Genomic DNA, 17,077 nt, shown 5'->3' with positions numbered 1-17,077 from the left:
CTACGTCAAAGACATCGCTGACTTCCTCAAGGATAAATCCGTTGAGTATTATGTTCGCTACAGCGCAGCATCGGCATTGGGGAAGATAGAACAACTCAACCTAAATAATATTATTGTAATTCTGGATAGCGTCTATTACGAAGGCCAATCAGAATTTGCACAGTGGCGATTTTTAACCTATTTCCTTGGTGGCGGCACTGATGAAGTCAAAACCTTGCTCACATGGCTAGGCAGACCGAAAGCAACTCCCGATAAACTGACACACGCTGAAGGTATCAAAACACTAAATGTCTTTCGCCAAGCCTGGGAACCCAGCCAAGAACTAAATCAATTAAGAAAAGATTTAGCACAGCAAATTTCTGAAGTCGCTGCCAACAAACAAATTCTTTGGAAAGCACAAGATATTAACTTATTGCAAACTCATTACAGCAACCTCAAAAAAATTAACTCCACTCATGCCGATACACTACACTCAGTAATTAATAATCTGGAATATTGGCAGTGGTTTTTCAAAGCCAGAAACACTATCATTGCTCACATTGCCTTTTGGCTAGCCCTCATCTTTGCCTACCCCAAATTCCCCCAAATCCAAGCCATCTTCTTCTGGAACCCTTGGGTACGCCGGATTCTCGGCGTGGGCTATGTCGGCTTTCTCCTCACCTGGTTTCCCCCCTTCCGCCGCAAATTATTTGAACCCTTCAAACCTTCTCTATTAGCCGATGCCGGCTTAGATAATTTTTATGACCAATCATACTTCCCAGAATCAAAAGTCAAAGTCCCCACATCAGGAGAAATCCTCCCAATTACCGCAGCCTTACCCAGTATTCAAGGACAAATTATTTTAGAAGGAGATTCCGGCTTAGGCAAGTCGATGTTTCTCCGTCATCTCTTGCAAAACTCCCAGCGCATAGTCGTTTATCTCCCCGCCCAAAAATGTCATAAAGGCGTAATTGAAGCCATCCAAGACAAGCTACACGGCCAAGCCCAAGATGCCGACTTCCTGAAAAACCTGATTTACAGTGGCGCGATAGATATCTGCATCGACGGACTCAACGAAGTCACCGCCGAAACACGGGCAAAAATCTGCCAGTTTGTCGAAAGCTATTTCCGGGGCAACATTATCATGACTACCCAGCCCCTAGAGTGGACACCCCCCTCAACAGCCAAAACCTACTACTTGCAGCCCCTTGAACAACAACAAATTCAAGAGTTTTTGATCTCCCGTCAGCCGCGACTCCCCAAAGATGCCAAAATTCAAGGTGCTGATTACGCCCAAGCCTGCACCATTTATTTAACAGAAGTCCTCAATAACCAGCAAGCCAAAGAAGAGTTAGATGCTGTCCGCCGAATTCTTTCCAATCCAATGGATCTCACAGTAGTAGCGCTGATGTTATCACAAGGTAAACAGCCAAACTTGTTTCGCTTGCAAGAACAGCAATACAACCTGATGGCGGCAGAATACCAGCAAGAATGGAAACAAGAATTTCCCCTCAAAAGATTTTCCGCCGCCGTCTACCAAATGCGACTCGAAGACAAACAAGCCTTACCCGCCGATGAATTTCACCAAGTTGCCATGTCTTTAGAAGACGAGAAATACAAAATGGTAGTCAGCCGTCAGTGGCAAGATGAAAAAGGCGAAGCCAAGAAAGAATGGTACTTCCGCCACGATAAAATCATGGATTTCTTCTTGGTGCAAAACTTCCTCGGCGAAAGTGATGCCGCCGAAGGACTATTAGTTGATAGAATGGGCGACCCGCGTTTTCGTGGCGTTTATTTCTTGCTAGCAACGTTACTTCCTTTAGATGCAGCCAAAGAACTGCGGGAAGATTTGATTCAATACGCGGCTGATACCAAAGACAATACGGTGAGTAATACCTTTGTGCAGTTGTTGCGAACTAGGTAAGTTGGCATTGGGCATTGGGTATTTAGTGCGTGCTGAAAAGTAAAGCCTAAATCTTGTTCATCTATAAATAATTATGTATGGTATATGTAAGACACAGTAATCCTACCAAGGATCTGTAGATTTAGTTGTAGAGGTACAGCAGCAGTGGGCATAGTAGTTGAGAACGTCTCCAAACAATTCGGGAGTTTCAAGGCAGTTGATGAGGTTAGCCTGGAAATTAAGAGTGGTTCGCTAGTTGCGTTGCTAGGGCCATCGGGATCAGGTAAATCTACGCTACTACGGTTAATTTCAGGTTTAGAAATGCCAGATAGTGGCAAAATCCTGCTGACTGGTAAGGACGCCACATACCAAAGCGTGCAACAGCGGAATATTGGATTTGTATTTCAGCACTACGCCTTATTCAAGCATCTGACTGTCAAGCAAAATATTGCCTTTGGCTTAGAAATTCGTAAGGCACAGCCAAAGAAGATTAAGGGAAAGGTAGAACAATTACTCGAATTGGTGCAATTAACTGGATTAGGCGATCGCTATCCATCACAACTTTCCGGTGGTCAAAGACAACGGGTAGCTTTAGCAAGGGCACTGGCAGTAGAACCGGAAGTATTACTGTTAGATGAACCCTTTGGCGCACTTGATGCTAAAGTCCGCAAAGACTTACGGGCATGGTTACGCCGCCTCCATGATGAGGTTCATGTTACCACGGTTTTCGTCACTCACGACCAAGAGGAAGCAATGGAAGTCTCCGATGAGGTTGTGGTGATGAATAAAGGGCGTGTGGAACAGGTGGGGACACCATCTGAAATTTACGATAATCCTGCCACTGCATTTGTGATGAGCTTCATCGGCCCAGTGAACGTATTACCTAGCACCTCGAAGATTTTTCAAAGTAGCGGATTTGATGCACCACACCCACAAGTGTTTTTGCGTCCGCAAGATGTGATTTTTGAAAAAGTTGCTAACGGTGCTACTACAGCTGCGACAGTGAGCCGATTGATCCATTTGGGTTGGGAAATTCAGGTGGAATTAACTTTCGATGACGGGCAAGTGGTGATGGCGCATTTAACACGCGATCGCTTTAATGACTTAGAGTTAGAACCACAACAGCGAGTGTATGTGAAGCCCAAGGATGCGAAGTCTTTCCCAGTGTCTTATTCAATTTGAAGGAGGCAGGAGGCAGGAGGCAGGAGGCAGGAGGCAGGAGGCAGGAGGCAGGAGGCAGGAGGCAGGAGGCAGGAGGCAGGAGGCAGGAGGCAGGAGGCAGGAGGCAGGAGGCAGAAGGTGAATAAAACTCCATACAAGTCAAAAAGCTTTATTGCCTGTTGTCTATTGCCTATTGCCTATTGCCTATTGCCTATTGCCTGTTGCCTATTGCCTATTGCCTATTGCCTATTGCCTATTGCCTATTGCCTATTGCCTATTGCCTATTGCCTCCCTACGCAAGTAAGTCCAAAAATCAAAGCGGATTGCTATGTATCTGAGGTAATTAACTGCCCTTGGGTAATGTATTTCCAGGGCCGGTGGTGACAATCACCAAGTTTTCTGGCTTAATTAAATCTTCAATTGCCTGTTGCATATCAGCCATAGTTACTGCTTGAATCCGCTGAGGAAACTCTCGGATTTCCGATCGCGAAAGCCCCAAGACAGCATTATCCAAAATGATGCTGGATACATTACTGGGATTGGCTAAATCCACTGGGTAGCTATTGCTAATTGAACGTTGTGCTGTGTTGAATTCAGCCTCAGTCACACCTTGTTCGCGTAACTGTTTGAGTAAAGCGAGAGTACTGGCGATCGCTTTTTGGGCATCAAGAGGAGCAGTTTGCATTTGAATCAAGAAGGGCCCAGGATTGATGCCGGCGGCAAAACCACTGTATATACCGTAAGTCAAACCCTGGCGATCGCGTACTTCTGTACCCAGGCGGCTCGATAAGGTATCACCACCCAAAATTTGATTTAGCACCAGTGCTGCATAATAACGTGGGTCTTTCCGAGAAATGCCATTGTAGCCAATGTAGGTAACAGCCTCAGATTTACCGGGAATTACTTTGTTTAGACGTGTCAAAGTTTGCGGTAATGGTACGGTCTGTATTTTGAGAACAGGTGGCTTACCTGTGGCTTGCCATTTACCAAACACCTGATTCAGCAAAGCTTTTACCTTAACTGAATCAAAGTCTCCAACTATTGCGATCGTTGTGGTATCCGGTCGGTAGTGTGTCTGGTAGAAACTCAGCAAATCATCACGAGTAATGCTCTTTAAACTCTCGGCTGTAGGAAAGCTGTGGAATGGATGATTTTCGGGGTAAATTGCCTGCTGGAATACTTGCCGTCCCAATCCTCTAGGGTCATCTAGCTGGACTTTCAGACTTGTCAATGCTCGCTGGCGACTCAGTTCTAACTGATCGGCGGGGAAAGTGGCATTTTCTAACACATCTGCCAGAGTTTGAATCAATATCGGCAGATTTGCTGAAAGTCCCTCACCGCTGACGTTAACTCCCTCGCGGCTAGCACTAAAGTTCAAACCTGCTCCCTTGTCTTCCAAGGTTTTAGCTAGGGTGAGAGCATTTTTAGTCTGCGTCCCATTCATTAAGTTGTTTGCAGTCAGATTCGCTAATCCAGCTTTTTGATTGCCATCAAATTCAGTACCAGCGTCAATTTGTGCGCTTAAGTTAATGGTGGGAAGATTGCGATCGCGCAAGAGCAAAACCTTCAAACCATTATTTAAGGTAAACTCCTCTGGTAGTGATTGTTTGGTTGAATCTGTCGCTGATGTGGCAGGTGGCAAATATTTCGCCAATTCTGCTGGATCTACAGGCTTACCGGGGCTGAAATTTTCCACCGTGCGACCAGAATCAGTGCCGGAAGTCCCTGGTTGACCATCTGGTTGAGTTGGCTCAAAGAAGCCGATGGTTTGTTTAGCGGGATTGAGGTAAGTTTTTGCTGCTTGCTGCACTTGAGCAGGAGTGACTTTTGCGATCGCTGCGAGATACTTTTCAATAAAATGATAATCTCCCGCGATCGTTTGGTTATACCCCAGTTGACTGGCTTGACTAGTGATGTCTTGGTTCCCCAAAATATACGAGGCTTGCATTTGAGTCTTCGCTCGGTTCAACTCTTCTGAGGTAACTGGCTGCTGTTGCAATTTTGCTAAAGATTCCTGGATTACCTGGGTAATTTTCCCCAACTCTTGACCTGGAGCCGCCGTAGCATCAATTTCATACCAACCCGGTTCAATAAGTTCGGCAGCACCGCCACTTACTGAACTGGCAAGCCCAGATTCCACCAAAGCCTGATAAAGCCGAGAACTACGTCCACCTGTGAGAATGGCATCCATCACATCAATTGCCGGGACATCAGGATGTTTGATATCTGGCAGAGGATACACCGCTTGCAATAGTGCTGCACTTCCAGGTTGCTTAAGGACAATGGTTGCTTTTTTAGCAACAGGACTAGATGGAGAAGCGTCGGCGAGGGAAGAAGATGCTAAGAAACGATCAAGTACTCTGGTTGCATTATCAACTGCCTCATTAGACCTCTGCTTTTCTGATCGTTGCGATAACTTACCAAAAGTTTCTTTCACAACTTCGAGTACGGGTTCTGTGGCAAAATCTCCGGTAATCACCAACGTGGCATTTTCTGGGCTGTAGTAGGTTTGGTAATAATTCCGCACCTGCTCCACCGTGAATTTTTCTACATCTGCTTTTGTCCCTCCCACAGGTAAACCATAGGCTCTGCTAGGGAAAGCATCTCGCATCACTGCCCGATTCAGACGATACTCAGGTGAATTTTCGTACCCCTGTAACTCGGAAATCACCACCCGCTTTTCACTTGTCAGTTGCTCAGGCCCAATTAAGGAGTTTTCCATGCGATCGGCTTCCAGCGTCAGCAGTGCTTCCAGTTTGTCTCGTTGCACAGTGCCAAAGTAAGCTGTTTCGTCATAACTAGTAAAAGCATTGAACTGGCTACCCAAGGCACTAAATAACCGTCCAAACTGTACTGGACGGTCATTTGTCCCTTTGAACATCAAATGTTCTAGCTGGTGAGAAATGCCGCTCTCTCCCTTAACCTCGTTGCGTGAACCAACTTTATACCAAACTTGCACACTTACCACTGGAGCAGTATGGACTTCCTTAGTTAATACTGTTAAACCGTTGTCCAATACCGTTTTTTGTACCCCTTGGGTGAATGAGGATACAGGTGCGACTGCTGTTGGTGTTGCAGCATTGGTAAAATTGCCTGACAAAGGCACGATAGTTAGAAGAAGGCTGAGAAAAAATCCTATAAGCATGTATGGTCGCCGTTTCATAAGCAATGCAAAATTTCCAATTTTTAAATAAAACCCCAAAAGGTATTTCAAAATTTAAATCTAACTTAAGTTGCTAGTTATGGAGGGAAGCAGACAAAATTTAAAAGCAAGCTTGCAGCACAGATTAAAAGTGAATTTTCGTTTGGTGCGTCTTCATGTCAAATTGCTATCACTTTTGATCAGTTTAATTAGCGATCGCCTTGGTAGACTCGTAATTCCTGCTAAATCATGTCTCCAGTTCCCATCAGACTGGAGACACCACAAGTGCTACGTACATTTCGGGATAGCGATATCAGCGCGTTTTTAGCTGATGATTATCACAAAGACGCGATAAATCGCCGTCTCTACAATAATCGGTCTTTTGTAGAGACGGCGATTCATCGCGTCTTTTGCCTTAACCGAACCGTATTGAAACTCAAAGGACACTAGACATCTGGTGAAAATGAATTAGGGACAATTCATGAATTGTCCCTAACAAGGATTTCGAGCAACGCAGAATTAATTTTCGCCAGATGTCTACTTTTTAAGAGGCTAACAATTCGGGCTGAGGCATTAAACCCTGGAGGATATGGCGCAACTGTGCGATCGCTTGGACTTGAGAATCACCAGTTTCCTGGAATTGATCCAAAGATTCTCCAATTCCTTGCAGCTTTTGCCGTAATCCATCTAGAGAATCCTGAATTGGTTGTAGTGCTTCTTGATAAAGATTTACTCGACCAGATAATTCAGCAGTGGTTCTTCGTAGAGATAGCAAGTTTTCCTCAATCGCTTTCAGTTCTTGGCGCTTTTCATCTAGATCGTGAGTTTGATTGTCAATCATTCCCTGATTTAGCTCAACACCAGAACGAATCTGGTCAATCTCACGTTCTAGCTTTTGAATTTCTTGGGAATATTGTTGTCGCTGGGTTTCAATTTGTAACAGAATCGGTTCTAAATTAATTTTGTTGTTACTTTCTTCTTCGGTAACAGTATGTCCTTGGCGTCGCAGCATTACAGCTTGGTGTTGCTTGAGAAACTTCTGATGCTGTAGCATATTGCGGCGTTGTCCCACCAAACTGGAGTTTAGCATCTGATAAAGGTCTTTTTCATCAGTTAGTTCTAGTTCTAAATTGATGTGGTCATGGTCAGATGCATTATTTAATTTAGTTTGGAGTTCTTCTATAGCTTCTTGTTTATATTTCAGTTCTTGTTCTTGATCGTGAACAAAGCTAGCGTCTATTTCTAACTTATGCTCCAAGTCTTGCACTATCTTTTGTAGTTCTTCTAAAGGCATTTTCTCCAAAGCTTCCACATCAGCTTGTTGGCCGAGAACTACATCACCAGATGTTGCAGCTAAAGAATGCATCTGTTGATATAACTCTTCGGCGCTTCGTAACTGCTCTTTAATTATCCGAGCATACTCTTGCTTGCTGGTAAGGTCTGCTGTATTTATTTGCAATTGGGCTGTTTGCTGAACTAGAGAATTTTGTGCCTCTTGCAATGCATTTTGGCGATCGCTAAAAGTTTGTGACAAGCGCTCAACTTCTTCTTGCTGTTGTGCGATCGCACTTTTTTGCTCCTCAAGTTTTTGCCAGTGCGGGGTAAGAGTCTCTTGCTGCTTTTCGACTAATTCAAAAGCCAGATGCAGGTGTTCTCTGACTGTTTCCGTGGGAGCAACACGACTAGACAAGCGATCGAGTAACTCACTCATTACCCGACTTTGCTCCTCATCCAAAACCGTCCCTGGTTGAAAATCCGCTTGACGTTCCTCTAAGCGACGCTGCTCACCGCGTAGATGCTCCCAAGCCCCTTCCAACTCTTGGCGGTTGCGCTCAACTTCTGCTTGCAACCGTTCAATTTCCTGGCGCGAGGTATCAACTTCCTGTTTTTGCTCCTCTAGTTGTTGTACCTCATCCTCCAATTGTTGCAACTGTTCCGAGCGTACCTCCATGTCCATTTCACGGCGATTCAACTCTTGCGCCTGAAACGTTAACGACTGTTTCCACTGATCAATCTCATCTTCCTTGAGCTTAAATTTCTCCAACTGGCGGGAAAAATTCTGCAAAATGTTGACTAGTGGCCGCCCTGCTTCTTGAATCCGCTGCACTTGACGATTCGGATTCAGTTCAGCCAGTACCAAAGCACCATCATTTAATTTGCTTGCGTCCTCAGCGGCAATCACTTCTTCCGACACAGTACTCCAATTCTGGTCAGTTCGCTGACAAGCTAGCAGTTTCAGTTCGGTTTTAGCACCGCCACTGAGTAAACCACCTTTCTGTTTTTGTACTTCTGCTAAATACAGCACACCGTTAGTCCTTTATTGATGCACTTCAAATTCGTGTTTTGGGATATACCTTAAATAATTCTGTTAACTTGTCTCACTGAACCGAAGTTAAAGAGAACAAGACAGACAAAACTATAGACGCGAGATATTACGTCTTGATACTTATAGAAGCGACCTAGTCGCGCCTTTATATTTTGTACTGATGACAGTGATGATGACTTCCGTGTTAACACTAGCTTTGTCAAAGTGTATTACGAAAGATGAAGCTTCATAGCTTAATATATTTCCTAAAAACAATCAGAACAGGGTAAAAATCTTTTCAATACTCCATAATCAATACTGAAAGAAGAAGTCAGAATTCAGCATTCAGAATTCAGCAATACTTAAGGAGTAACTTTTAGATAAATGCAGGGAAATTTAAATGAAATTGATATTTGCAGTATCCTGCAATTGATTGAGTTGGGACAGCGAACTGGGCAACTATGGGTGGAAGCTTATAGTTCTCACCATAACAACAAACTGGGTGGAGACGGAGCAAGTATTAATCGCCCTAAACAACAGTCTTGGTTCGTCTTTTTCCTGAATGGTCAAATTATCTATTGCCAAGAAGGCGAGAGTAGTTTATCCAGAATTAGCGATTATTTACGTCATTATCGAGTTGAGATGCGACTCACCGACAAACAAATTGCCTCTTTACCACCAACCGACGCGCCAGAGTATGCCTATCTTTGGGCACTCTTGGAGCGGAATATTATCAACCCAAAGATAGCTGGTAGTATCATTCAAGGCTTGGTGCATGAAACTCTCTTTGACCTGCTGAGTTTGCGCCAAGGTAACTTTATTTTCCATCAGGGTGTGGCACTTGCTCCGCAATTAAACACTTTTGAGATTGCTCCATTTGTGACAAAAATTACGAAGCAAGTGCAAGAGTGGAAGCAACTCTATCCACATATTCAGTCTCCAGAACAATTGCCAGTGCTATCTGACAAAGTTCAGCTACAATCTTCCCTACCAGAAGCAACCGTAAATAAGCTACAACATTGGGCTGATGGTAAAACATCCTTGCGACAACTAGCTCGCCATCTCAACCGAGACATTTTGACAGTCGCGAAAGCAATATATCCTTATGTGCAACAGGGTTGGCTACAACTAGTATATTCAGCCACCAGTAAACCAGACATTCACACAGATAGCTGGGAATTGAAAGAAAAACAAAAGGGGCGGATAGTATGTATTGACGATGCGATCGCCATCGGTGAGACTATAAATTCCATCTTAGAACCACAAGGTTATGAAGCGATCGCGCTCACCAATCCTTTAGAGGCACTGAGTCTAGTTTTTCAACTTAAACCAGATTTAATTTTATGCGACATTGCCATGTCGGAATTGGAGGGGTACGAGGTTTGCGCCATGCTGCGACATTCAACAGCATTTCGGCTCACACCAATTATCATGCTTACTGGGAAAGATGGGTTTATTGATCGAGTCAAAGCTAGGATGGTCGGGGCTACAGATTATTTAACAAAACCATTTACAGACATTGAGTTACTCATGCTCGTGGATAAATATATCAGCAAGCAAGGAAAATAGGGCATTGGGCATGGGGCATTGATTATTTCTTCCTCATCTATGAGACATATAAAGAGATCGAAGATTTGTTGATCTACTAAAAGATGAGTTAAAAGATGTTATCACAGAGTCAGCCAACTTCGTGAAACGTCAATCACCGGGAAAATAGTGAAAACATAGAATTAATTTATACAGTTAATACTTGCGGAGGAATCAGGGAATGTTCCAAATAGGAACGTCTACATCAGGAGGTAAATAGACACTTATGAGCACAGTTCTGATTGTGGAAGACAGTATCGCGCAAAGGGAGATGATTACAGACCTCCTGAAAGCAACTGGCCTAACAGTTACCCATGCCAGTGACGGATTAGAAGCATTGGAGGCAATTCAAATAGCACCTCCAGATTTAGTGGTATTGGATATTGTCATGCCCCGGATGAACGGCTACGAAGTTTGTCGGCGGTTAAAATCCGATCCAAAAACCCAAAATGTCCCAGTGGTTATGTGTTCTTCCAAAGGCGAAGAATTTGATCGCTACTGGGGGATGAAACAGGGTGCAGATGCCTACATAGCCAAACCATTTCAACCAACCGAGTTGGTAGGAACAGTCAAACAACTGCTGCGAGGATAAGGATAAAAACAACATGGTCAGCAAACCGGACTTTTTAAGTGGCAGCGGTCAAGACCACTTCCGACCAGAATTACAAGTAGAAAGTCCTGAAGGTGAGTTACATTTGAGGTTTTACATTCCCTCGCATCAGGAGTTTGCACTACAAGCAACTGGCATCCGGGAGGTAATTGAATTAAGTCCTGATAGAATCACCCCGATTCCTAATGCTTCTCCTTTACTTTTGGGTACTCTAAATTTACGAGGTCGAGTTATTTGGGTGGCCGATTTGGGTCAATTTCTTGGGGAAGCAAGTGCATTAAACACGGATAGAGCTGAAATTTCGGTGATTGCCATTGAGGAGCAAGACACAATAGTGGGTTTAGCAGTAGAGGAAATTGGTGGTATGGATTGGCTGGATGTCCAAAATCTCATGCCACCAACTAATGTTCCAGATACTATGGCTCCTTTTTTACGTGGAGAGTGGTCATTAAGTGCTAAAAAAAATCAGTGCCTAAGACTGCTCGATCAAATGGCAATTGTACGGAGTGCTAGGTGGGCAGGATGAAATTGGAGGAGGAAATGGCAGCAAGTATTGATAATTACGAGCCAACATATCAACAGGCGATGACCGCCTATGTTCAAAGGAATTATGAGGTTGCAGCCACTTTAGTTGACCAAGTGGTGCAAAATTTACCAGATGACCCCAACTCCCATTTGTTGCGGGGTCACATCTACTATGTTTTACAGCAGTACGATGTAGCAAAAGAAGAATATCAACAGGTATTAGGCCTGACTAACGATCAAGAAATTATTGGTTTTGCCAAGAATGGAATTGAAAATATCAATCAATATTTACAGTCATTCGGTGGGCAGGTTGATACATCCGGAAGTCAAGAGCAAATAAATTCCTCAGAGATGTCTGATCCACTGGCATATAGCGAACCAGAATTAGAAGATTTGGGCGCTAGTGAGGAGTTTGACAGCAATAACCTTGATTTGAACTTTTTTGGAGAGCATCAAGAAACTGTGGATAGCGTTGAAGAACTATCTTCAAAAAGTCCATTTGACCTACCCACAGAAGACAGCATTGGAACGGTCAAAATCTCAGATTCTTCTCCAGCTTTTGGTGACGACCCTTTTGCCTTAAATTTAAATGAAGAATCACAGGAACAAGAGTCAAATAGCAAGTGGGAGGAGAATGCAGAATTAGAATTGCCTGCTTTTTGGCAAGAAGATGTGTCAGAAGATATTCTGGAAGAATCATTAGTAAATAGTCAATTTTCAGATAATGGGATAAATTCTCTTCAAGAAAATTCAACTATTAACAATAATAACTCTTCATCTTCTAAGTCAGAAATTGGTAATAGCGAGAATAATTTTCCTGATTTGTTGAGTGAGCCAAAGTCCCCAGAACTTAGTATTGAAAATTTAGAATATAAAAAATCTAGTTTTGGAGACGAAACTTTACTAATTGTTGAAGAAGAACTGAGAAATGGTTCGGCAACAAAAAATAAATTGGAATACGGCAGTCAAGATAATTTGCTTGAAACCGAAGCACATAGTTGGTTGGAACCACAAGATTTTGCCGCAGAGGAAGCTTCTCAGCCAGATTTATCTGAGAATTCTTCAGCTTTTAGCAGCAATATACCTCAAGAAGAAAAGCCGTTGAAATCAGGCGAATTCATCAGTCAAAATAGCTTTGATGACGATGAAAACTTTGATATGGAAGCATTTGAGTCTGCTTTTGGCTCAGAGGGTTTAAGTTCTTATGAAGACTCAAGTACTATACTGAATGGAGAAAATTCTAAGAGCAATATCGAGTTTTTAGATGATTTTGAGGAATTTGACGATTTAGGCAACATTCCAGGGTTTGACCTGCTCGAAGGAGATGCTAACTTCGGCGATCTAGCAATGCATTCGGCTCCAGCAGAAAATAGTGACACTGGACGCGCTCAAGTCGCAGAGGCTTTTCCAAGTAATACAGCCGATCGCGAAGAAGAACTATTTTCGATGACTGGTTCCCATGAAGGAGTTCCAGTCTTTAGCCAAACAGATGTCTCGAAACTAGAACCCAACGTCAGCATCGAGCAAGGATGGTTAGCACCATTAGAAAATGCCTCCATCGAACAGAAACAATGGTTAATTGCTGGAAGCGTCGGCATTGTCTCGGCGCTGGTTGTAGCTACAGTTAGCTTTGTCGCCACCACATTTTCGCCACCCCAACAACGAGAAACAGTACGAAACACAGGTTGGGCAATGTCACTCGCATCTGGGATTGCAGGCTTTGCTACCGCGGGCTTTATGGGGAATTTGGCGCTGAAACAAATTCGGCGCACAACTAATGATCTCCAAGCTCAGTTTGAGGCTGTACGTCAAGGAAATCTGAATGCTCAAGCTACAGTGTATTCCGAAGATGAATTGGGGCATTTATCCACTGGCTTTAATGAAATGGCGCGGGTAATTTTCACAACCACAAGTGAAGCCCAACGGAAAGCCGATGAACAAGAGGAAGCCAAAGAAAATCTCCAACGCCAGGTGATTCGTCTCTTGGATGATGTGGAAGGTGCTGCTAGAGGTGATTTAACAGTCCAAGCTGAAGTGACAGCCGACGTACTCGGAGCTGTAGCTGATGCCTTTAACCTGACAATTCAAAACTTGCGGGATATTGTGCAACAGGTAAAAGTGGCGGCGAAGGATGTAACAAAAGGTGCAACTAACTCTGAAACCTTTGCTAGAGCATTATCTAGTGATGCCTTGCGCCAAGCAGAAGAGTTGGCAGTAACGCTGAATTCTGTACAGGTAATGACCGACTCAATTCAGCGGGTAGCAGAAGCGGCGCGGGAAGCCGAAACCGTCGCTCGTGATGCTAGTACGATCGCTCTCAAAGGTGGCGAAGCAGTAGAAAATACCGTGGCGGGGATTTTAGAAATTCGAGAAACCGTTGCCGAAACCACTCGCAAAGTCAAGCGGTTGGCGGAATCTTCTCAAGAAATTTCTAAAATTGTGGCGTTGATTTCTCAGATTGCTTCGAGAACAAACTTGTTAGCACTCAATGCCAGTATTGAGGCGGCAAGGGCGGGAGAAGCGGGACGCGGGTTTGCGATTGTAGCAGATGAAGTGCGCCAGTTAGCAGACAAATCTGCTAAATCCCTGAAGGAAATTGAACAAATTGTGATGCAAATCCAAAGCGAAACAGGCTCAGTAATGACCGCAATGGAAGAAGGCACACAACAAGTAATTAAAGGGACAAAATTGGCAGAAGAAGCCAAGCGATCGCTCGAAAATATTATTCAAGTGGCGAATCGCATCGATATTCTTGTGCGCTCTATTACCAGCGACACTGTGGAACAAACAGAAACTTCCCGCGCCGTCGCTCATGTAATGCAATCAGTAGAACTGACTGCCCAAGAAACTTCCCAGGAAGCACAGCGAGTTTCAGGTGCTCTACAACACTTAGTAGGTGTATCCCGTGACTTAATCGCCTCCGTTGAACGTTTCCGAGTGGAAACTATGGAAACCAGATAAATAGTCATTTGTCTTTTGTCCTTTTTTATTTGCTAATGACTAATGACTAATGACCAATGACCAATGACCATTGACTAATGACTAAAAAACTATGCTGCCGGAACAACAACAGCGGATTTTGGGTTACTTTATTGAAGAAGCCAGGGATCACCTGAACACCATTGAGCAGGGCTTGCTGAATTTAGAGGGTACTCTGAACGACCCGGAAATGATCAGTGAAGTCTTCCGGGCGGCTCACTCCATCAAAGGAGGAGCGGCGATGCTTGGATTGACTAGCATCCAGCATACCTCCCACCGTCTGGAAGATTGTTTCAAAGTTCTTAAAGATAATCCGGTTCAGATTGACCAAAAGTTAGAGTCTTTATTTCTTGGTGTATCTGATACCCTAAAATCGCTGTTAGAGCATTTGAGCGGGCCTTATGGTCTTTCCGAAGATGCAGCTAATACTTTGATGTCAGAAACGGAGCCAGTGTTTCAATGGCTGTATCAGCATTTGGAACTACTTGTAGAACAAGCAAAGAGTGGAGTATCCAGCAATCCTGATGCAACAGAACCACACACAACCTCTGTAGAAAATGTCTCCACACTTACAGAACTTTTCCTGCGGCGAGATATTCCCGATTTGGCAGAAGAATCTCCAGACTCGATAGCGCCCCAGGAGGTGTCTTCGCCAGTCAGCGCTAAAGAAAATAATAATTGGGGTGAGTTTCAAGCCCAAGTGTTGCAAACACTGCGGGAAATGTTGCAACTATTTAAGCAAACCACAACACCCTCAACTCGGCAAAATCTTCAGCAATGCTGTCAGCAGTTAGTCAAACTTGGTGAGACTTGGAATTTGTCGAAATGGTGTAGTTTGTGTCAAGCAGCAGCCAGTGCGATCGGCAATCCCGAAAATACTTATCTGACTTTAGCTAAAATTGTCATTACCGAAATTAAGCAAGCTCAAGAATTAGTCCTGCAAGGTAGGGAAGCTGAAATTGCAATTAGTCAGCAACTAGAAGCACTTTTGAGCTTTGCAGAAATTGAGTTATTAGCAGTTACGCCTGATTTGTTTGATGAACAGTCTGCGGCTTTGACAGAATCAGAGCCAATTCTATCTGGTAACACCGACGAGATAAATGAAGAATTGAATCTAGACGAAGATACTAGCGATCGCGCAGCGTTAGCGAGTCCACGAACATCTGGCTACACCAACGTCTCCAACGAACGCCCCTATCTTGAGTTCCAAGGAACACAACTCAATGCTGCGACTCACACCAGTCTTACTTTCAACACACATGAAGAAGCACATCCAATCAGTAACAATCTTGACCCTAATGGCCCAGAGGTAGGAATAGCTGAGTTAAATACCCTTGCCGATTTATTTGAAGGTGAGACTCCCGAACTAGATGAAAGCTGGCATCAAGAAGAAACTTTAGATATCGTTTCCACCGATGACTTTGGAATTGATTTCAGCAGTACTGATGCTGAGATTGCTGATGGCGATTTATCCGATTTACTCTCCTTTGATCAAGACATAAGCAATACACAGCACCCAACAATCACAGCCACTACAGAAGATTTATCCCTATTATTTGGCGATAATTTCCTAGAAAAGGAAAATTCAGAACCGCAAAATCAACAAATAGCTGCTACGACTCTAGAGTTGAGTGATATTAACGTACTTGATATAAATTTAGATTCTTCTTCTGAAGATTTACAAGAATTTATTGATATTTCTAGTCATACAAACCAGTCTACTGATGTCAACAAAAATGATGTAGTAGAAGATTTATTGTCACTGGCATTAGATGATGATGAACTATTGCCAATAGGCGAAGTGACTCAACCAGAAACTGAGTCATTTGCCAGTGTAGAACTATCTACTAACCAACAAAATGGTTTTGATAACTTATTTTTAGAACCTAGAAATGCAAATTGGGTAGAAGAAATTACCCCCAGTGACTACATAGAATTACCCCAGCCAACAGGCTTGTCTTTGGACAACCTGTTTGGTGAAACGGAAGAACAGATACTACTGCCTACAAGTGAACCAGAAATCGGTGATTTATTTGATACTTCTCCAGGAACGGCACCTGAATTTTCTCAATCAGAAAATGATCTGAGCAACTTTTGGAGTCAGGAAACCACAGAGGAACAGGACGAGTTCGATTCCTTAATTGAGCAGAATGTGGAAAGGGCGTTAGATGAGAGTTTGTTTACTGGTGTAACTGATGATATTTTTGCTGATAGTCAGCCACTTATACCTTCTTCTATAGCTAGTTTTGACATAGAAGAAGATTTTGATCTCAATTTCCAGCAGCAAGAGCAGCTAGATTTGATACTCTCATCAGATTCGGGAGATGATTTATTTGATGAATTAGTACCAAGTAGCTCAACTATTTCTCCTGCAATCAACGATGTTTCTAGGCTTGAAACGCCGTTGTTTGCGCCGCATCCAGAGGAAGAAATTCTCAGGCCGCAACAACCAGAAGCTTTAGATTTTGTTCCAGAATTTACTAATCAGCCCCAAGATATATCTGATGTTGATCTGGAACTTAATTCATTAAGCTCTTTCGATGAAAATCCGCAACTGCTGTTTGAAGATGTCGCTGCAAATGATTCCACCTATATTCAGATGGAACCCACAGAGAATGCTGTGGATGAATTATCAGAAACTATTAGTTTTGGGGAAAATTCAGATTCAGCATTAACCGAAGTACAGCCAGGTGATTTGTTCGGCTCTGACGATGAAAATTCGCAACTGCTGTTTGAAGATGTCGCTGTAAATGATTCCACCTATATTCAGATGGAACCCACAGAGAATGCTGTGGATGAATTATCAGAAACTATTAGTTTTGGGGAAACTTCGGATTCAGGATTAACCGAAGTACAGCCAAGTGATTTGTTCGGCTCTTTCGATGA

Annotated in this window: 10 protein-coding genes; 8 read left to right on the top strand and 2 right to left on the bottom strand. The window is 43.4% G+C overall.

Features of this window, described 5'->3' with window-relative positions; all coding sequences use genetic code 11:
* A partial coding sequence (locus A4S05_RS31475) for an NACHT domain-containing protein (protein ID WP_370684507.1) occupies window positions 1–1,903 on the top strand: 1,903 nt, incomplete at its 5' end.
* Between the two features lie 144 nt (window positions 1,904–2,047).
* Window positions 2,048–3,064, top strand: coding sequence for a sulfate/molybdate ABC transporter ATP-binding protein (locus A4S05_RS31470; protein WP_069073702.1), 1,017 nt, complete (start codon window positions 2,048–2,050; stop codon window positions 3,062–3,064).
* 322 nt (window positions 3,065–3,386) lie between these two features.
* Here the strand turns inward: A4S05_RS31470 and A4S05_RS31465 are convergent, their stop codons facing one another.
* On the bottom strand, window positions 3,387–6,206 hold the full coding sequence (locus A4S05_RS31465) for a M16 family metallopeptidase (protein ID WP_084227336.1): 2,820 nt from the start codon (window positions 6,204–6,206) through the stop codon (window positions 3,387–3,389).
* Between the two features lie 228 nt (window positions 6,207–6,434).
* On the opposite strand from A4S05_RS31465, the gene A4S05_RS40840 reads away from it, so the two are divergent.
* On the top strand, window positions 6,435–6,635 hold the full coding sequence (locus tag A4S05_RS40840) for a hypothetical protein (protein WP_141699857.1): 201 nt from the start codon (window positions 6,435–6,437) through the stop codon (window positions 6,633–6,635).
* 94 nt (window positions 6,636–6,729) lie between these two features.
* On the opposite strand, the gene hmpF is transcribed toward A4S05_RS40840, so the two are convergent.
* Complete coding sequence (gene hmpF / locus A4S05_RS31460; RefSeq protein WP_069073700.1) at window positions 6,730–8,490, bottom strand: pilus motility taxis protein HmpF; 1,761 nt, start codon at window positions 8,488–8,490, stop codon at window positions 6,730–6,732.
* A gap of 384 nt (window positions 8,491–8,874) precedes the next feature.
* Between hmpF and A4S05_RS31455 the strand changes: the two genes are divergently transcribed.
* From A4S05_RS31455 to A4S05_RS31435, 5 genes are all read left to right on the top strand, one after another.
* Window positions 8,875–10,059, top strand: a complete 1,185-nt coding sequence (locus tag A4S05_RS31455; protein ID WP_069073699.1) for a response regulator — start codon at window positions 8,875–8,877, stop codon at window positions 10,057–10,059.
* A gap of 244 nt (window positions 10,060–10,303) precedes the next feature.
* Window positions 10,304–10,669: a response regulator transcription factor gene (locus A4S05_RS31450; RefSeq protein ID WP_069073698.1), complete on the top strand. Its 366-nt coding sequence runs from the start codon at window positions 10,304–10,306 to the stop codon at window positions 10,667–10,669.
* A gap of 13 nt (window positions 10,670–10,682) precedes the next feature.
* On the top strand, window positions 10,683–11,213 hold the full coding sequence (locus A4S05_RS31445) for a chemotaxis protein CheW (protein ID WP_069073697.1): 531 nt from the start codon (window positions 10,683–10,685) through the stop codon (window positions 11,211–11,213).
* Between the two features lie 14 nt (window positions 11,214–11,227).
* Window positions 11,228–14,173, top strand: coding sequence for a methyl-accepting chemotaxis protein (locus A4S05_RS31440; RefSeq protein ID WP_069073703.1), 2,946 nt, complete (start codon window positions 11,228–11,230; stop codon window positions 14,171–14,173).
* Window positions 14,174–14,264: 91 nt separating this feature from the next.
* Window positions 14,265–17,077 (top strand): Hpt domain-containing protein (locus A4S05_RS31435; protein WP_176727167.1); only part of this gene is annotated, 2,813 nt, incomplete at its 3' end.

Source organism: Nostoc sp. KVJ20 (assembly GCF_001712795.1).
Taxonomy (GTDB): domain Bacteria; phylum Cyanobacteriota; class Cyanobacteriia; order Cyanobacteriales; family Nostocaceae; genus Nostoc.
Note: the sequence above shows the minus strand (reverse complement) of the source record. Positions and strands in the feature narration are given on the sequence as shown.